Genomic DNA, 14421 nt, shown 5'->3' with positions numbered 1-14421 from the left:
GCTCTCCGAGAACCGTCGTGTTCCGCAGGAAGCTGCGGCCCCCGGCCACGTAGGCTCACAGGATGAGCAGCGCGAGCACTCCCCACCCCGACTGGTCGACCTCCGGCTTCTCGACCCGCGCCATCCACGCGGGGCAGGACCCGGACGCAGCGACGGGGGCCGTGGTGCCCCCGATCTACCAGGTCTCCACCTACAAGCAGGACGGCGTCGGCGGTCTGCGCAGCGGGTACGAGTACTCCCGGTCCGCGAACCCGACCCGCACGGCGCTCGAGGAGGCGCTCGGCGCCGTCGAGACCCCGGCGGGGGCCGCGCAGGCGCGCGGCTTCGCCTTCGCCTCGGGCCTCGCGGCGGAGGACACGCTCCTGCGTGCGACGCTCCGCCCGGGAGACCACGTCCTGGTGCCCGACGACGCCTACGGCGGCACGTACCGCCTCGTCGCCCGGGTCTTCGGTCCGTGGGGGATCGAGCACACGGCCGTGGACCTCACCGACCTCGACGCCGTGCGGGCCGCGGTCCAGCCGGGCCGCACCAAGGTCCTGTGGGTCGAGACGCCCACCAACCCGCTGCTCGGCATCAGCGACATCGCGGCCCTGGCGCAGATCGCGCACGAGCACGGCGCGACCCTCGTGGTCGACAACACGTTCGCGACGCCCTACCTGCAGCAGCCCCTCGGGCTGGACGCGGACGTCGTCGTGCACTCGACGACCAAGTACATCGGCGGGCACAGCGACGTCGTCGGGGGAGCGCTCGTCGTGGCCGACGGCGCCGAGCTCCCGGGCGACCTCCTCTCGCCCGCGGGCACGCGGGGCCTGGCCGACGCCGTCGGGTTCCACCAGAACTCGTCGGGCGCGGTCGCCGGGCCGTTCGACGCGTGGCTCACGCTGCGCGGCCTCAAGACCCTCGCCGTACGCATGGACCGTCACTCGGCCAACGCGGCCGCGGTCGCCGAGTTCCTCGAGGCGCACCCCGCGGTGACCCAGGTCGTCTACCCGGGCCTCGCGTCGCACCCGGGTCACGAGCTCGCGACGCGGCAGATGCGCGGGTTCGGCGGCATGGTGTCCTTCCGGGCGGGGAGCGAGGAGAAGGCGCTCGCGGTCTGCGCCCGCACGCAGGTGTTCACGCTCGCCGAGTCGCTGGGCGGCGTCGAGTCGTTGATCGAGCACCCGGGGCGCATGACGCACGCGTCGGTCGCGGGCTCGGCGCTCGAGGTCCCGGACGACCTCGTGAGGTTGTCGGTCGGCATCGAGGACGCGGCGGACCTGATCGCGGACCTCACGCGGGCGCTCGCGTGAGCGCGGCACCGCGCAAGGGGCGCGACGCCGAGGCCACCGCCCAGGGCCCGACGACGGCGCCCGCCACCGCGGGACCGTCCCTCTCGCCGGGGCCGGGGCAGCCGGCGGTCAGCACGAGCATGCGGGACGGCAGGCCGCACGGTGCCGACGCGGTCCCGCCGTCGATCCAGACCGCGGCCGCGTGGTCGTGGCGGCTGCTCCTGATCGGTGCGCTCGTCACGGCGGCCTTCTACGTCACGACGCTCTTCAAGGTGATCGTGGTCCCGGTCGCGATCGCGCTGCTCCTCACGGTCCTGCTGACTCCGGTGCGCCGCGTCCTGCAGAAGCACTTGCGCTTCTCGCGCGGGCTGGCCTCGATCACCGCCCTGCTGGGCATGCTCGCGGTGGTGGGTGGGCTCGTGACGGTCGCGGGCAGCACGATCGTGAGCGGGATCTCGGAGCTCCGGGAGAAGGCGATCGACGGGTTCAACGAGTTCATGGACTGGCTGGAGGCCGGGCCGTTCGGGATCGGCACGGACCAGATCAACGGGTACCTCAAGGAGCTCGAGGGGGTCATCAGCTCGAGCCAGGACACCATCGTGTCCGGGGCGCTGGGAGCCGCCACGACGGTCGGGCACGTCGCCGCGGGCGCCGTGATCGCGCTGTTCTGCACGTTCTTCTTCCTGCTGGACGGGCGGACGATCTGGTCGTGGTGCGTCGGCCTGTTCCCTGCGCGCTCCCGCTTCACCATCCACCAGGCCGGGCGTCGGGGCATCGTCACGCTGTCGGCCTACACCCGCACCCAGATCCTCGTGGCGCTGGTCGACGCGGTCGGCATCGGCATCGGTGCGGCGTTCTTCGTGCCGTCGCTCGCGCTCCCGCTGGGCATCCTCGTGTTCGTGGGCTCGTTCATCCCGATCATCGGTGCCGTCGTCACGGGCGCGGTCGCGGTGCTCGTGGTCCTGGTCGCGAACGGGTGGGTCGCGGCGCTCATCATGCTGGGCATCGTGCTCGCGGTCCAGCAGATCGAGAGCCACGCCCTCCAGCCGTTCCTCATGGGGCACGCGGTCTCGCTGCACCCGGTCGCGGTGCTCCTCGTGGTCGCGGGCGGTGGGTTCGCGGCCGGCATCGTCGGTGCGCTGTTCGCGGTGCCGCTCGCCGCGACGATCAACACCGTGATCCTGTACTTCAACGGGCACGACAAGTTCCCCGACCTCGGGACCGACGACACCCTCGTGATCCGCGGCAGACCAGCGCTCCCGGTCATGGTGCGGCGTGCCGAGGAGGACTTCGGCACCGACGAGGTCGCCCCCGAGACCCCGCGCGGTCGCAGGCCTGCGCGCCGCGGGCGAGCGACGCCGTCGGGCCCTTCGACGGGTGCTCCGACGAGCGACGGCGGCGACGCGTGACCCGTGCTCAGCCCGGTGTGACGCTCGACAGCATCCGCGACGCCGCCCGCATGCTCGACGGCGTCGCGTACCGCACCCCCGTCCAGACGAGCCGCGCGATCAGCCAGGTCGCCGGTGTGCCCGTGGTCCTCAAGTGCGAGAACCTCCAGCGCGCCGGATCCTTCAAGATCCGCGGCGCGTACATCCGCATGGCCCGGCTCACGCCCGACGAGAAGGCGCGCGGCGTCGTCGCGGCGAGCGCCGGGAACCACGCCCAGGGTGTCGCGTTCGCGGCCGGGCTGCTCGGCATCCAGGCCGTGGTCTACATGCCGGTCGACGCCGCGCTGCCCAAGGTCGCCGCGACGCGCGAGTACGGGGCCGAGGTGCGCCTCGTCGGTGTCGACGTCGACGAGACGCTCGCCGCCGCGAAGGCCGAGGCCGAGCGCACGGGGGCGGTCTTCATCCACCCGTTCGACCACCCGGACGTCGTCGCGGGCCAGGGCACGCTCGCGCTCGAGATCCTCGAGCAGGTGCCCGACGTCCGCACCGTCGTCATGCCGCTCGGCGGCGGCGGGCTGGTCGCGGGCGTCGCGGCGGCCATGGCCGAGGCCGCGCCGCACGTCAAGGTCGTGGGGGTCCAGGCCGCGCGCGCCGCGGCGTACCCGGGCTCGCTCGCGGCAGGTTTCCCGACGACGTCGCTCGCCCGCTCGACCATGGCCGACGGCATCGCGGTGGGCACCCCGGGCCCCGTGCCGTTCTCGATCGTGTCCGAGCTGGACGCCGAGGTGCGCACCGTGACCGAGGACGAGCTGTCCCGGGCGCTCCTGATGATCACCGAGCGTGCCAAGCTCGTCGTCGAGCCGGCGGGTGCCGCCGGTGTGGCGGCGCTGCTCGCCGACCCGACCGGGTGGGAGGGGCCCGTGGTGGCGATCCTGTCCGGCGGGAACATCGACCCGCTGGTGCTGCTGCGCGTGCTGCGGCACGGGCTCGCTGCCGCGGGCCGGTACATGCAGATGCAGGTCCTGCTCGACGACCGCCCCGGGGCGCTCGCGCAGATGCTCGACGTCATCGCGGGGGTCGGCGGCTCGATCATGCACATCGACCACGACCGCACGGACGTGCACCTCGCGATCGGCGAGGCCTGGGTGCGGATGCAGGTCGAGACCAAGGGGCAGGAGCACTGCGAGGCCCTCGTCGCGCGGCTGAGGGGCGCGGGGTACCGGGTCCTGACGGGCTGAGGTCGGGCTCGTCGGCCGGCTCCTTCGTCGGCCGGCTCCCTCGCCGGTCGGCTCCTTCGTCATGACGCACGCAGGCCCCGGCACCCGGGGGTTGCCGGGCCGGCGTGCGTCACCTGGCGGACGAGCCGTGGGGTGGAAGCCACCGTCGGTGGTGGCTGGTGGGGCTCGTCAGCGGTGGATCACGCCTCGAACGGCTTGGCGGCGAGGATCTCCACCTCGATCTGGTTCCCGTTGGGGGCCGCGTAGGCGACCTTGTCACCGATCGAGGTGCCGTTGATGGCCTCGCCGAGCGGCGACGTCGGGGAGTAGACGCGGATGTCCGTGCCGCCGGCGATCTCTCGCGAGCCGAGCAGGAAGGACATCTCCTCGCCGGCCACGAGGGCCGTGACGAGCATGCCCGGCTCGACCTTGCCGTCGTCCGGAGGAGTGCCGATCTGCACGTTGCGGAGCTTCGCGGTCAGCTCGCGGATGCGGGCCTCGTTCTTGGCCTGCTCCTCGCGGGCGGCGTGGTAGCCGCCGTTCTCCTTGAGGTCTCCCTCGTCGCGGGCGGCTGCGATGCGCTCGGCGATGTCGGTGCGGCCGGCACCGGACAGGTGAGCCAACTCGGCCTGAAGCCTGTCGTGTGCCTCCTGGGTCAGCCAGGTGACGCTGGTCTCGGTCACGGTTCGCTCCTTCCTTTCCTTGCGTTCCGGCGGTCGACGTCGGTGGACGTGACCGCACAGGGTGAGGCAGTGGGTGCGGTTGAGAGCGACTCGCTGCCTGCCCGGGGTGGTGACGTCGGCTGGTCGCCGACGCCGCGTGGCGGGTTTCGCTGGTCCTGATGCTTCTGGGGCAGCGTGAATCCCTCAGGATACCAAATGTCCGCTGCATCACACCGATGCTCACCCCTGCGGTGCTGCGGGACGTGCTGCGGGGTGCCCCGCCGCCCGCACGTCCATCCTCGCACCCGGCGAGGAGCGTGGGCCAGCGGTTCCACCGACCTGTCAGGGCAGGGGGCGGCAGCTCTCGACGATCCCGGTCGTGGCGAGCTCGGAGGTCGCGACGCTCACGGTGTAGCGGCCCTCGAGCTGGTCGTTCGGCCCGACGACGACGTCGACCGTCCCGACCTGTGCGTAGCTCTCGGCGAGCGCGTCGATCGTGCACTCGGCCTGCGTGCCGGGTTCCATCGAGACCTGGAAGGTCACGTCGATCTGCTCGGAGCTGACGACCTTGAAGCCGAAGTCGTCGTAGCGCACCGGGGTCGAGGCCTGTCCGAGCCCGATCCAGATCGTGATCCCGACCCCGACGACCGCGGTGGCCACGATGCCCGCGATCGCGAGCCGTCGGCGGGTGGCCGTGGGCTCGGGGCCGTAGCGGCCCGCGGGGGGCCGCGGTCCGGTCGTCAGGGGGGCGAGCCCGATCGGGTTCTCGTGCTCGTCGAGCGCGTCGGGGCCCGTGTGCGGGGAGGTTCCCGGCGGGGGAGTGCTGTTCGTCATGGTGAATCGAGGTCCAGGGGTTGGGTGGACTACCTGCTCATGAGACATCATTGTCTCTGAACTTCTTCGCACCGGAGTACCCCCTGGAGGACCTGTGACCGAATCGACGGCGCGCCCGAGCACGGCTTCGGCGCCCGGGACGGTCGACGGCGCACCGCTGCGGCTCATGGCCGTCCACGCGCACCCCGACGACGAGTCGAGCAAGGGCGCCGCGACGTCCGCCCGTTATGCCGCGGAGGGCGTCGAGGTCCTCGTCGTGAGCTGCACGGGTGGCGAGCGCGGTGACGTGCTCAACCCGAGCTTCGGTGAGGTCCCCGGGACACCCGAGGGCATGGCCGAGCTGCGTCGCGCGGAGATGGCGGCGGCGGCCCGGGCCCTCGGTGTGCGTCACCGCTGGCTGGGCTTCGTGGACTCCGGGCTGCCGGAGGGCGACCCGTTGCCCCCGCTGCCCGAGGGCTGCTTCGCGCTCGTCCCGCTCGAGGAGGCCGCGGCGCCGCTCGTCGAGCTGGTCCGTGAGTTCCGCCCGCACGTCATCACGACGTACGACCCGAGCGGCGGCTACCCGCACCCGGACCACATCATGTGCCACAAGGTCGCGTTCGAGGCGTTCCATGCCGCGGGGGACCCGGAGCGCTACCGGGTGGAGGGCGGGGCGCCCGCGTGGGAGCCCCTCAAGCTGTACTACAACCACGACTTCTCGATGAACCGCATCCGCACGATCCACGAGGCCGTCGTGGACGCCGGTCTCGAGTCGCCGTTCAGCGACTGGGTCGAGTCCCGGGCGGCGCGCGAGATCCCCGAGCGCGAGGTCACGACGCGGGTCGAGGTCGCGCAGTACTTCCCGCAGCGGGACGCGGCGCTCATCGCGCACGCGACGCAGATCGACCCGGACGGCTTCTTCTTCGCGATCCCGCGCGACCTCGAGGTGGCCGTGTGGCCCATCGAGGAGTTCGAGCTCGCGGAGTCGCGCGTCCCCACCACGCTTCCGGAGGACGACCTGTTCGCCGGTATCCGCACCGAGGAAGGTCTCGCATGAGCCCGACGCCGCAGCTCGCGGTCGACCTGTCGTCGCACCTCCCGGGGGGCCCGGGTTGGGCCGCCGGCGTGACGGCCGAGACGACGCCGTCCCCTGCCCCGACGGGCGGTGACCTGCGCCCCGGCCTCGAGCCGACCGACGTGTCCCCGGGCCTGCCGGGGTTCCTGACGATCTTCGCGGTCGCGCTCGCGTGCGTCGTGCTGTTCGTGTCGATGAACAAGCAGCTCCGCAAGGTCCGTCACTCCGAGCGGACCGGCACCGGCCGGGACGGCGCGTCGTCGGCCGGGGACCCGGGTGCTGGTGACGGCCCGGGCGGCTCGGGCGGCGACTCCGGCGGCGACGACTGACATGACGCGCACGCCGCGTGGTCCGGTGCGGGTCACGATCGCCCAGATCGAGGTCTCGGACGACCACGCGGCGAACCTGCTCGTGGTGCGCTCGGCCTTCACGGAGGCGCAGCGTCTGCGTGCCGACCTGCTGGTCCTGCCCGAGTACGCCTCGGGGTTCGACCCGCGAGGCGTCGGCGTCGAGCACGCCGAACCGCTCGACGGACCGTTCGTCACGACGCTCGCGCGCTGGGCGGCCGAGACCGGGGTCGCGGTCATCGCGGGCACGACGCTTCCGGGCACGGGCACGGTTGCCGCCTCGGCACCGGCTCCACGGGCGGTCAACGCCGTCGTCGCGATCGACGGCTCCGGCGACCTGGTCGGGGTGTACCGCAAGGTGCACCTCTACGACGCGTTCGGGCACCGCGAGTCGGACCGGCTGGAGCCCGGCCCGGTCGACGCGCCCCCCACCACGATGACGGTGGGCGGGCTGACGTTCGGTGTCATGACGTGCTACGACCTGCGGTTCCCCGAGTCGGCGCGCAGGCTGGTCGACGCGGGCGCGGACGTCCTCGTGGTCCCGGCGGCGTGGGCCGCGGGCGAGCTCAAGGCCGACCACTGGCGGACCCTGGCCCGGGCCCGGGCGATCGAGAACACGTCGGTGGTCCTCGCCGTCGGGCAGGCCGGGAAGGGCGTGACCGGTCGGTCGCTGCTCGTGGGGCCCGACGGCCGGGTGGGGCTCGAGCTCGACGAGCGAGCGGACCTGCGGACCGCGGACATCGACCCCGACGCGCTGGACGTGGTGCGCGCGGCGAACCCGTCGCTCGCGAACCGGCGCTACGCCGTCGGGCCGCGGGAGCCGTAGCGACGGCGGGAGGCGGGGCCTCAGGCGTTGAGCGCCGCGATCATGATCGCGGCGTAGTGGCAGCCGAAGCCCACGACCGTCAGCACGTGGAAGATCTCGTGGAACCCGAACCAGCGCGGGCTGGGGTTGGGGCGCTTGAGGCCGTAGACGACCGCGCCGAGCGTGTACGCGAGGCCGCCGACCGCGACGAGCCACACGATCGCGGGGCCGCTCGGGGTGGTCCAGAACTGCGGCATGTACCCGACCGCGACCCAGCCGAGGGCGATGTAGATCGGCACGTAGACCCAGCGGGGCGCGTTGAGCCAGATGATGCGTGCCGCGAGCCCGAGCAGCGCCCCCGCCCACACGATGACCAGCAGGATCGTCGCGGTCTGCTTCGGCAGGAGCAGCACCGCGAGCGGGGTGTACGTGCCCGCGATGATGAGGAAGATGTTCGAGTGGTCCGCCCGGCGCAGGATCCCCGCGACCCGGGGTGACCAGTTGCCGCGGTGGTACACGGCGCTCGTGCCGAACAGGAGGCACGCGCTGAACCCGAAGATCGCGCACGCGACCTTGCCCGCGACCGGTGGCGCGAGCACGACCAGGACGATGCTCGCGACGAGCGCCACGGGGAACGTGCCGGCGTGGATCCAGCCGCGCAGGCGGGGCTTGACCGAGTCGACCAGGTCGGCGACCTTGCCGCTCGCGCTCGCCACGGCCTCGGTGGCCGACTCCAGGGCGTTCTCGACGGCGTCGCCGGTGGTCGGGCGGTCGGAGGGTCGTGCCACGGAGAAGCTCCTACTCGTTCGGCGGTCGGGTGGGGCGGGACGTCCCTGACCCGGGGAGTGCGCGTGAGTCGACGTGCGTGGCTCAGGAACAACCTACGCCATCGTAAGTTACGTCACCGTAGGTTGCTGCGCGCGACTGTGAAGATCCTGCGCAAAGCCGCCCGTCGATGCGGACGTCGGGACAAATCGACAGTTGCCTCGGGTACCGTGTGGCGAGCGACGAACCCGAGCACCCTTCCGTGCTCGTGCCGTTCGCGCGACGCTCCCGGGCACCGCCCGGCCCCGTCGCCGCTCATCCATTACACACCGCGAAGGACCTCACGTGCGCATGCCCCACCTGCTCTACGGGCTGTACGAGCGACGACTCGCGGCCTCCCTGCCGCGTGAGGCCATGCCGCGCCACGTCGGCGTCATCCTCGACGGCAACCGGCGCTGGGCGAAGTCCTTCGGCGAGACCGCCGCGACGGGGCACCGTCGAGGGGCCGACAAGATCGCCGAGTTCCTCACGTGGAGCGAGGACCTGGGCATCGAGGTCGTCACGCTCTGGATGCTCTCGACGGACAACCTGTCCCGCTCGCGCGAAGAGCTCAGCGCGCTGCTCGACATCATCGAGGACGCCGTGTGCGACCTCGCGGAGACCGGCCGCTGGCGCCTGCGGGTCATGGGCCGACTCGACCTCCTGCCCGAGCGCCTCGCCACCGCGCTGCGCGACGCCGAGGAGCGGACGGCCGGCATCGACGGGCTCCAGGTCAACGTGGCGATCGGGTACGGCGGGCGGCACGAGATCGCCGACGCCGTGCGCGCGTACCTGACCGAGCAGGCCGCGAGCGGCGCCTCGCTCCAGGACCTGGCGGAGAACCTCGACGTCGAGCACATCGAGGAGCACCTCTACACCAAGGGCCAGCCGGACCCCGAGCTCGTGATCCGCACGTCGGGCGAGCAGCGGCTCGGCGGGTTCCTGCTGTGGCAGAGCGCGCACGCCGAGTTCTACTTCTGCGAGGCGTACTGGCCGAGCTTCCGTCGCGTCGACTACCTGCGCGCCCTGCGCTCGTACTCGCAGCGAGAGCGTCGGCTCGGCAGGTAGGGGCGTGCCGCCGGGGCGGTCCGGAATACACCTCTCGCCCCGCCGGTTGTACCGCTCGAGTTCATACGAACGCATCTACCCGGGGTGACGCGTGCCGCGCAGGCGAGCACCGCCGTCGGGCAGGCGCACGCCGCAGGATCGAGAGACACATGACCAGCCCCACCACCGTCGCCCCCACCGTCCGCGACCGAGCCACCACGCGCGAGGCCGCCGAGACCTGGGAAGCCCTCTTCCGCACCCAGGTCGCGCTCATGCGCCGCTTCCAGGCCGACGACATCTGGGACGAGCTGACCATGCGCGAGTACGACGTGCTGTTCACTCTCGCCGGCTGTCCCCAGGGCGGCACCCGCCTGCGCGACCTCAACGAGTTCGTCCTCATCAGCCAGCCCTCGCTGAGCCGCATGGCCGAGCGCCTCGAGCAGCGCGGCCTCGTGGAACGCGTCCCCGCGCCCGACGACGCCCGCGGCACGATCGTCCGGCTCACCCCCGAGGGGGCGCGGCTCCAGAAGGAGATCGGGCGCAAGCACGTGCGCACCATCAGCGACTACGTGGGCGGCGCGCTCGACGCCGACGAGCTCGCGACCCTCAAGGGGCTGCTCGACAAGCTGCGCAGCGCACAGGCCGACATCCCCGCGCGCCGCGCCTGACCTGCGTCGCCGAGGGAGCGCCCCCGGCAGCGCGCCCGACCGCGCACCCTCGACGTGACCATGGTTCGACCCGCCACGTGTCGACCTCCCCCGAGTCTGCTAGCGTCCGCCACGCAGGCAAGGATGCCTGCGCTCGGAGGACGGGGTTCGACCCGTCTCAGCGGGGATCCCGAGTGCCGTCCATGAATCAGGGGATAGACATGAGTCGGAAGATCAAGACCACCATCGTCGCCGCGCTCGGGGTGGCCGCCCTAGGAGCACCTGCGGCTGCCAGCGCGGCCGTGATGCCATCCGTCGTACCGGCCATCACCGGTGCCCTGTCAGTACCTGGCTGAACCCGGGGCCCGACGCCCGGTACCCGTCGTCGGGCGGGACGTGGGAATACGGCTTCTGGAACGTGAAGGTGCGCTCCTGCTGCACCGTCGACAAGTGCCACGGGTCCACCGTCGTGCTCAACGGCAACCAGTCGCGCAGCGCCGACACGGCCTCGGGCCAGCGGTCGACCGCGGAGAAGTCGGCCGTGAACATCTGGAGCAACGACGACGCCTACTGCTACCGGACCTGCTGACGGACGAAGTGATCACACCGCTGCCGGGAAGGCGTGAGGCCTTCCCGGCAGCGATCGACGAACGTCGCGGGGAACCGGTCGTGGCCGGGACGCGGGTTCTCAAGGGGGAGCAAGTTGCACAGGAGCATCGTCTTCGGGGTGTCCACAGTCCTTTTCGCGCTGCTGGCCACGCTCGCGGTCGTGATGACCGACCTGCACGACCGGGCGTTTCCTCAGTCGATCGGGGCGCACGCCACCGTCAGCATCGACGTGAGCGCGTCCTCGATGGACGACGACGAGGTCTTCGCCGAGCTCGGTGCTCTGAGCGACGACCTCGGTCTAGGACTCGTCAAGGTGGCGCCGGACCTGTCCGGCGACCAGAGCGGTCGTGTCTTCGTCGTCGTGGGGGAGCGAGGGCCGGGGGTCTCGGCCGCGCCGCTCTTCAACGACGGGACCGCGCAGATCCGTGGCAGCGAGGCGCTCGCCTCGTCGTACGCCAGTGGTCAGTACCTGGTCACGGGCGACACGGCACGCGTGGCAGGGCTTCGCGAGTGGCTGGACCGTGAGGCGATCACCGCCCGGTGGACCGACGACACGACGGCCGGGACGCTCCGCGCGCTCGTGGTCCAGCAGAGCTTCGGCGTCACGGTGCTCGCCGCGATCTCGCTCCTCGGAGAGGTCGACGACGCGCTCGCCCAGAACCCGGGTCTGGTCGAGGACCTCGAGAGCATCGGGTCCTCCGTGAGCGTGGAGACGGGGCTACCGTGCGACGACCAGCCCGATCGCGCGCTCGTCCGGATCATCTACACGTCGGGCGACCAGCGCAGACAGATCGACACGCTCCTCCAGCAGGACACGTTCGGCGTCCCTGCGCAGGTGATCCAGCAGTAGCGGGGGCCGGGGCCGGGATGAACTTGCGCGTCGCCCGTGTTCGAGAGGTGACGCAGACCAGCCCCGCAGTCCCGCAGTGAAGGAAGCCACGATGCCCGCAGCACCCGCTCAGCCCGTACCGACCGGACAGCGTGCGCTGAGCGTCGTCGCCGTGACCGGCGGGGTGAGCTTCCCCTCGACCACGCGCGCCCTGACGGACCTGCTGCTCGACAAGACCGTGGCCCGGCTGGCCGCGACGGGTGTCCAGGTCGACGCCCGCACGATCGAGGTCCGCGACCACGTGCAGGACGTCGCGACCGCGACCGTGATCGGGATGCGCAGCGAGGAGCTCGAGCTCGCGCTCAAGAGCGTCGAGCAGGCCGACCTGCTGATCGTCGCCACGCCCGTGTTCCGTGGCTCCTACTCCGGGATCTTCAAGTCCTTCTTCGACCTCGTCGACTCGCTCGCCATGGTCGACAAGCCCGTGCTGCTCGCCGCCACGGGCGGGACGGCCCGGCACACCCTCGTGATCGACCAGGCCTTGCGTCCCCTGTTCGCGTTCATGGGAGACCTGATCGTGCCCACGGGCGTGTTCGCGTCCAAGGAGGACTGGACGATCGAGCTCTTCCCCATGCCGTGGCTCGACGAGCGCGCCGAGCGCGCCGTGGGGCAGCTCGTACGGTTCGCGGACCTGCGCGCGGACGGCTGAGCGGCGCGAGGCCCGCGCCCGAGCCGGGCAGCGCGCTGCCGCGAGCTGCCCACGGCGGCGACTCGCCGCGCCGAGACGGACATTTACCCCGTCCTTCCCTGGGTGGCCCCTCGCCGTTCACCCCGTCGCCACCTCTGACCGCTTGGCTCTGGAGTGCCGGCCGGAACTCGACTCCGGACCGGACCAGACCTCGACAGGGAAGAGACCATGACTTCACGTGTACCGATGAAGTGGCTGCGGGTCGCCGGGACCGGCGTCCTCGCGGCAGGTATCGCGATCTCCTCGACCACGCCAGCGCTCGCCGCGCCGTCCGCCGACCCCGGGGCGCCGGGGCCGAAGAACATCATCCACCTCATCGGTGACGGGATGGGGTTCAACCAGGTCGACCTCGGCAGCCAGTTCGAGCACGGCCGGACGGCCTACCAGACCACGGTGAAGCCCGGCGGCGCCTCGACGCCCGTGCCCGGACAGGCCGGTACGCAGGTCTACCAGGAGTTCCCGGTCGCCCTCGCGATGTCCACGTACCAGTTCGGCAACACGTACGACCCGGTCCAGAACTGGAGCAGCTTCTCCGCGCCGCTCAAGAGCTCGACCGACTCCGCGGCCGCGGCCACGACGCTCGCGACGGGCGTCAAGACGCTCAACAACGTGATCGGCCAGGACGAGAACCACGAGGACCTCACGACCGTCGCCGAGCGCGCGCTCGAGCTGGGCAAGGCCACGGGCGTCGTCACCTCGGTGCCGTGGACGCACGCGACGCCCGCGTCCTACCTGGCGCACAACGAGCACCGCAACAACTACCACGACATCGCGGCCGACATGATGGACTCGGGCGCGAACGTGATCTTCGGCGCGGGCAACCCCTGGTACGACGACAACGGTGACAAGCGGGCCACGCCCAGCTACAGCTACATCGGCGAGACCGAGTGGAACAAGCTGGTCGACGGCCAGAGCGCGTTCGACCTGGTCCAGTCCAAGGAAGACTTCCTGGCCCTCGCCGAGGGGGACACGCCCACGCACGTCCTGGGGACCGCGCAGGTCGCCGGCACGCTCCAGGCGGACCGCACCGCGCTGAAGTCCGGCGACGTGCCGTTCACGGCTCCCCGGAACGACAACGTCCCTTCGCTCCCGCAGATGACGGACGCCGCGCTCAACGTGCTGTCCAACGCGTCCGACGAGGGCTTCTTCGTGATGATCGAGGGTGGCGCGATCGACTGGGCCTCCCACGACAACAACACTGCGGGCGCCGTCGAGGAGCAGGTCGACTTCAACCGGACCATCGAGACGGTCGTGGACTGGGTCGAGGAGAACTCGAGCTGGGACGAGACCCTCGTGGTCATCACGGCCGACCACGAGTGCGGCTACCTCTCCGGTCCCGCGGCGAACCCGGCCTGGACCCCCGTCCAGGGCGCGCAGGGCGCGGCCCCGCAGGTCAGCTGGAACAGCGGCGGGCACACCAACCACCTCGTGCCCGTGTACGCCAAGGGCCCCGGCTCGGAGCTCCTCGCGGCTGCCGCGACCGGCACCGACCCGGTGCGTGGCGCCTACCTCGACAACGCCGACGTCGGGCGCGTCTCCCACGAGCTGTGGGCCGCGACCGAGGCGGACGGCATCCCGCTGCTCGCGACCGTGCCCGAGCCCGGCACGGTGGACGGCAAGCTCACGCTGTCGGTCGCGGACGTCGGCGCGGGCGTGGCGCTCACGGGCGGCGAGAACGTGGGCGACCGGCTGCGCTTCGCGGGTCGGCTCCCCGAGGTCTCGGTGACCGACTCCCGTGCGGGGTCGGCGGGCGGCTGGACCGTGTCGGGCCAGTCAGGCGACCTGTCCTCCGGCCCCCGCACGCTGCGCGCCCAGAACCTCGGCTGGACCCCCGGCCTGGTCACGGCCAAGGACGGCGTGAGCGCGGGCTCGCCCGTGGCCTCCCTCCTGGGCGGTGGTGCGGGCCTCGCCGCTCCGGCCACGCTCGCGACCGCGACCGCCGACGGGCGCCTGGGGACCACGACGGTCTCGGCCGACCTCGCGCTCGAGGTCCCGGTCGACACCCGCGCGGGCGACTACGCGGGCACGCTGACGGTCTCGCTCTTCCCGGTCGACTAGTCGCCTGAGCCGGCGGGCACGGGTGCGCTGCGGCGCGCCCGGGCCTGCCGGCCCGTCCTGCCCCCGGCGCCCGACGACGTCACGCACCGACGCGGGGACCT

The 14421-nt window shown here is 72.1% G+C and carries 15 protein-coding genes; 12 read left to right on the top strand and 3 right to left on the bottom strand.

All coding sequences use genetic code 11. The annotated features are described in order from the left end of the window. Nucleotides 1–62: 62 nt before the first annotated feature. From H9623_RS04755 to ilvA, 3 genes are read left to right on the top strand one after another with little or no spacing between them, the layout of a single operon-like run. A complete protein-coding gene (locus H9623_RS04755; RefSeq protein ID WP_193718912.1) occupies nt 63–1292 on the top strand; it encodes a cystathionine gamma-synthase in 1230 nt (409 codons plus the stop codon). Continuing rightward, nucleotides 1289–2680, top strand: coding sequence for an AI-2E family transporter (locus H9623_RS04750; protein ID WP_321575282.1), 1392 nt, complete (start codon nt 1289–1291; stop codon nt 2678–2680). Before H9623_RS04755 ends, H9623_RS04750 begins: the two co-directional genes overlap by 4 nt. 50 nt (nt 2681–2730) lie before the next feature. After that, nucleotides 2731–3897, top strand: coding sequence for a threonine ammonia-lyase (gene ilvA, locus H9623_RS04745; RefSeq protein WP_193719022.1), 1167 nt, complete (start codon nt 2731–2733; stop codon nt 3895–3897). A 179-nt stretch (nt 3898–4076) separates the two neighbouring features. On the opposite strand, the gene greA is transcribed toward ilvA, so the two are convergent. Beyond that, nucleotides 4077–4559 carry a transcription elongation factor GreA gene (gene greA / locus H9623_RS04740; protein WP_193718911.1) on the bottom strand — a complete coding sequence of 161 codons (483 nt, stop codon included), beginning with the start codon at nt 4557–4559 and terminating at the stop codon, nt 4077–4079. 321 nt (nt 4560–4880) lie between these two features. Beyond that, nucleotides 4881–5372, bottom strand: coding sequence for a DUF4307 domain-containing protein (locus tag H9623_RS04735; RefSeq protein ID WP_193718910.1), 492 nt, complete (start codon nt 5370–5372; stop codon nt 4881–4883). Between the two features lie 166 nt (nt 5373–5538). Between H9623_RS04735 and mca the strand changes: the two genes are divergently transcribed. From mca to H9623_RS04720, 3 genes are read left to right on the top strand one after another with little or no spacing between them, the layout of a single operon-like run. Next, on the top strand, nt 5539–6408 hold the full coding sequence (gene mca / locus H9623_RS04730) for a mycothiol conjugate amidase Mca (RefSeq protein WP_193719021.1): 870 nt from the start codon (nt 5539–5541) through the stop codon (nt 6406–6408). Continuing rightward, nucleotides 6405–6755 carry a hypothetical protein gene (locus tag H9623_RS04725; protein ID WP_193718909.1) on the top strand — a complete coding sequence of 117 codons (351 nt, stop codon included), beginning with the start codon at nt 6405–6407 and terminating at the stop codon, nt 6753–6755. The genes mca and H9623_RS04725 overlap by 4 nt, the downstream gene beginning before the upstream one ends. Before the next feature lies 1 nt (nt 6756). Next, nucleotides 6757–7599, top strand: a complete 843-nt coding sequence (locus H9623_RS04720) for a carbon-nitrogen hydrolase family protein (RefSeq protein WP_193718908.1) — start codon at nt 6757–6759, stop codon at nt 7597–7599. A gap of 20 nt (nt 7600–7619) precedes the next feature. On the opposite strand, the gene trhA is transcribed toward H9623_RS04720, so the two are convergent. After that, nucleotides 7620–8366 (bottom strand): PAQR family membrane homeostasis protein TrhA, encoded by a 747-nt coding sequence (trhA, locus tag H9623_RS04715; RefSeq protein ID WP_193718907.1) that lies wholly within the window; start codon nt 8364–8366, stop codon nt 7620–7622. Between the two features lie 322 nt (nt 8367–8688). Here trhA and H9623_RS04710 point away from each other — a divergent pair, with 322 nt between their 5' ends. From H9623_RS04710 to H9623_RS04685, 6 genes are all read left to right on the top strand, one after another. After that, nucleotides 8689–9450 carry an isoprenyl transferase gene (locus tag H9623_RS04710; protein WP_193718906.1) on the top strand — a complete coding sequence of 254 codons (762 nt, stop codon included), beginning with the start codon at nt 8689–8691 and terminating at the stop codon, nt 9448–9450. A gap of 149 nt (nt 9451–9599) precedes the next feature. After that, nucleotides 9600–10097 carry a MarR family winged helix-turn-helix transcriptional regulator gene (locus H9623_RS04705; protein ID WP_193718905.1) on the top strand — a complete coding sequence of 166 codons (498 nt, stop codon included), beginning with the start codon at nt 9600–9602 and terminating at the stop codon, nt 10095–10097. 397 nt (nt 10098–10494) lie between these two features. Further along, complete coding sequence (locus tag H9623_RS20155) at nt 10495–10665, top strand: lactococcin 972 family bacteriocin (RefSeq protein ID WP_407671833.1); 171 nt, start codon at nt 10495–10497, stop codon at nt 10663–10665. Between the two features lie 138 nt (nt 10666–10803). Beyond that, complete coding sequence (locus tag H9623_RS04695) at nt 10804–11535, top strand: hypothetical protein (protein ID WP_193718904.1); 732 nt, start codon at nt 10804–10806, stop codon at nt 11533–11535. A gap of 91 nt (nt 11536–11626) precedes the next feature. Beyond that, the gene (locus tag H9623_RS04690; RefSeq protein ID WP_193718903.1) at nt 11627–12223 is read left to right on the top strand and encodes a CE1759 family FMN reductase; all 597 of its coding nucleotides are present in this window, start codon (nt 11627–11629) and stop codon (nt 12221–12223) included. A 207-nt stretch (nt 12224–12430) separates the two neighbouring features. Further along, nucleotides 12431–14320 (top strand): alkaline phosphatase, encoded by a 1890-nt coding sequence (locus H9623_RS04685; protein WP_193718902.1) that lies wholly within the window; start codon nt 12431–12433, stop codon nt 14318–14320. The last annotated feature ends 101 nt before the right edge of the window (nt 14321–14421 follow it).

The sequence above is a fragment of the Oerskovia douganii genome, from assembly GCF_015142735.1.
GTDB lineage: Bacteria > Actinomycetota > Actinomycetes > Actinomycetales > Cellulomonadaceae > Oerskovia > Oerskovia douganii.
The sequence above is the reverse complement of the archived record's forward strand: the minus strand, read 5'-3'. Positions and strand labels throughout refer to the sequence as shown.

Bases quoted from the DNA above. Each gene is read 5' to 3' on its own strand.
- H9623_RS04705 (WP_193718905.1), top strand. From the start codon at position 9,600: ATGACCAGCCCCACCACCGTCGCCCCCACCGTCCGCGACCGAGCCACC.
- H9623_RS04755 (WP_193718912.1), top strand. From the start codon at position 63: ATGAGCAGCGCGAGCACTCCCCACCCCGACTGGTCGACCTCCGGCTTC.
- H9623_RS04720 (WP_193718908.1), top strand. From the start codon at position 6,757: ATGACGCGCACGCCGCGTGGTCCGGTGCGGGTCACGATCGCCCAGATC.
- H9623_RS04685 (WP_193718902.1), top strand. From the start codon at position 12,431: ATGACTTCACGTGTACCGATGAAGTGGCTGCGGGTCGCCGGGACCGGC.
- H9623_RS04725 (WP_193718909.1), top strand. From the start codon at position 6,405: ATGAGCCCGACGCCGCAGCTCGCGGTCGACCTGTCGTCGCACCTCCCG.
- H9623_RS04690 (WP_193718903.1), top strand. From the start codon at position 11,627: ATGCCCGCAGCACCCGCTCAGCCCGTACCGACCGGACAGCGTGCGCTG.
- mca (WP_193719021.1), top strand. From the start codon at position 5,539: ATGGCCGTCCACGCGCACCCCGACGACGAGTCGAGCAAGGGCGCCGCG.
- ilvA (WP_193719022.1), top strand. From the start codon at position 2,731: ATGCTCGACGGCGTCGCGTACCGCACCCCCGTCCAGACGAGCCGCGCG.
- H9623_RS04735 (WP_193718910.1), bottom strand. From the start codon at position 5,372: ATGACGAACAGCACTCCCCCGCCGGGAACCTCCCCGCACACGGGCCCC.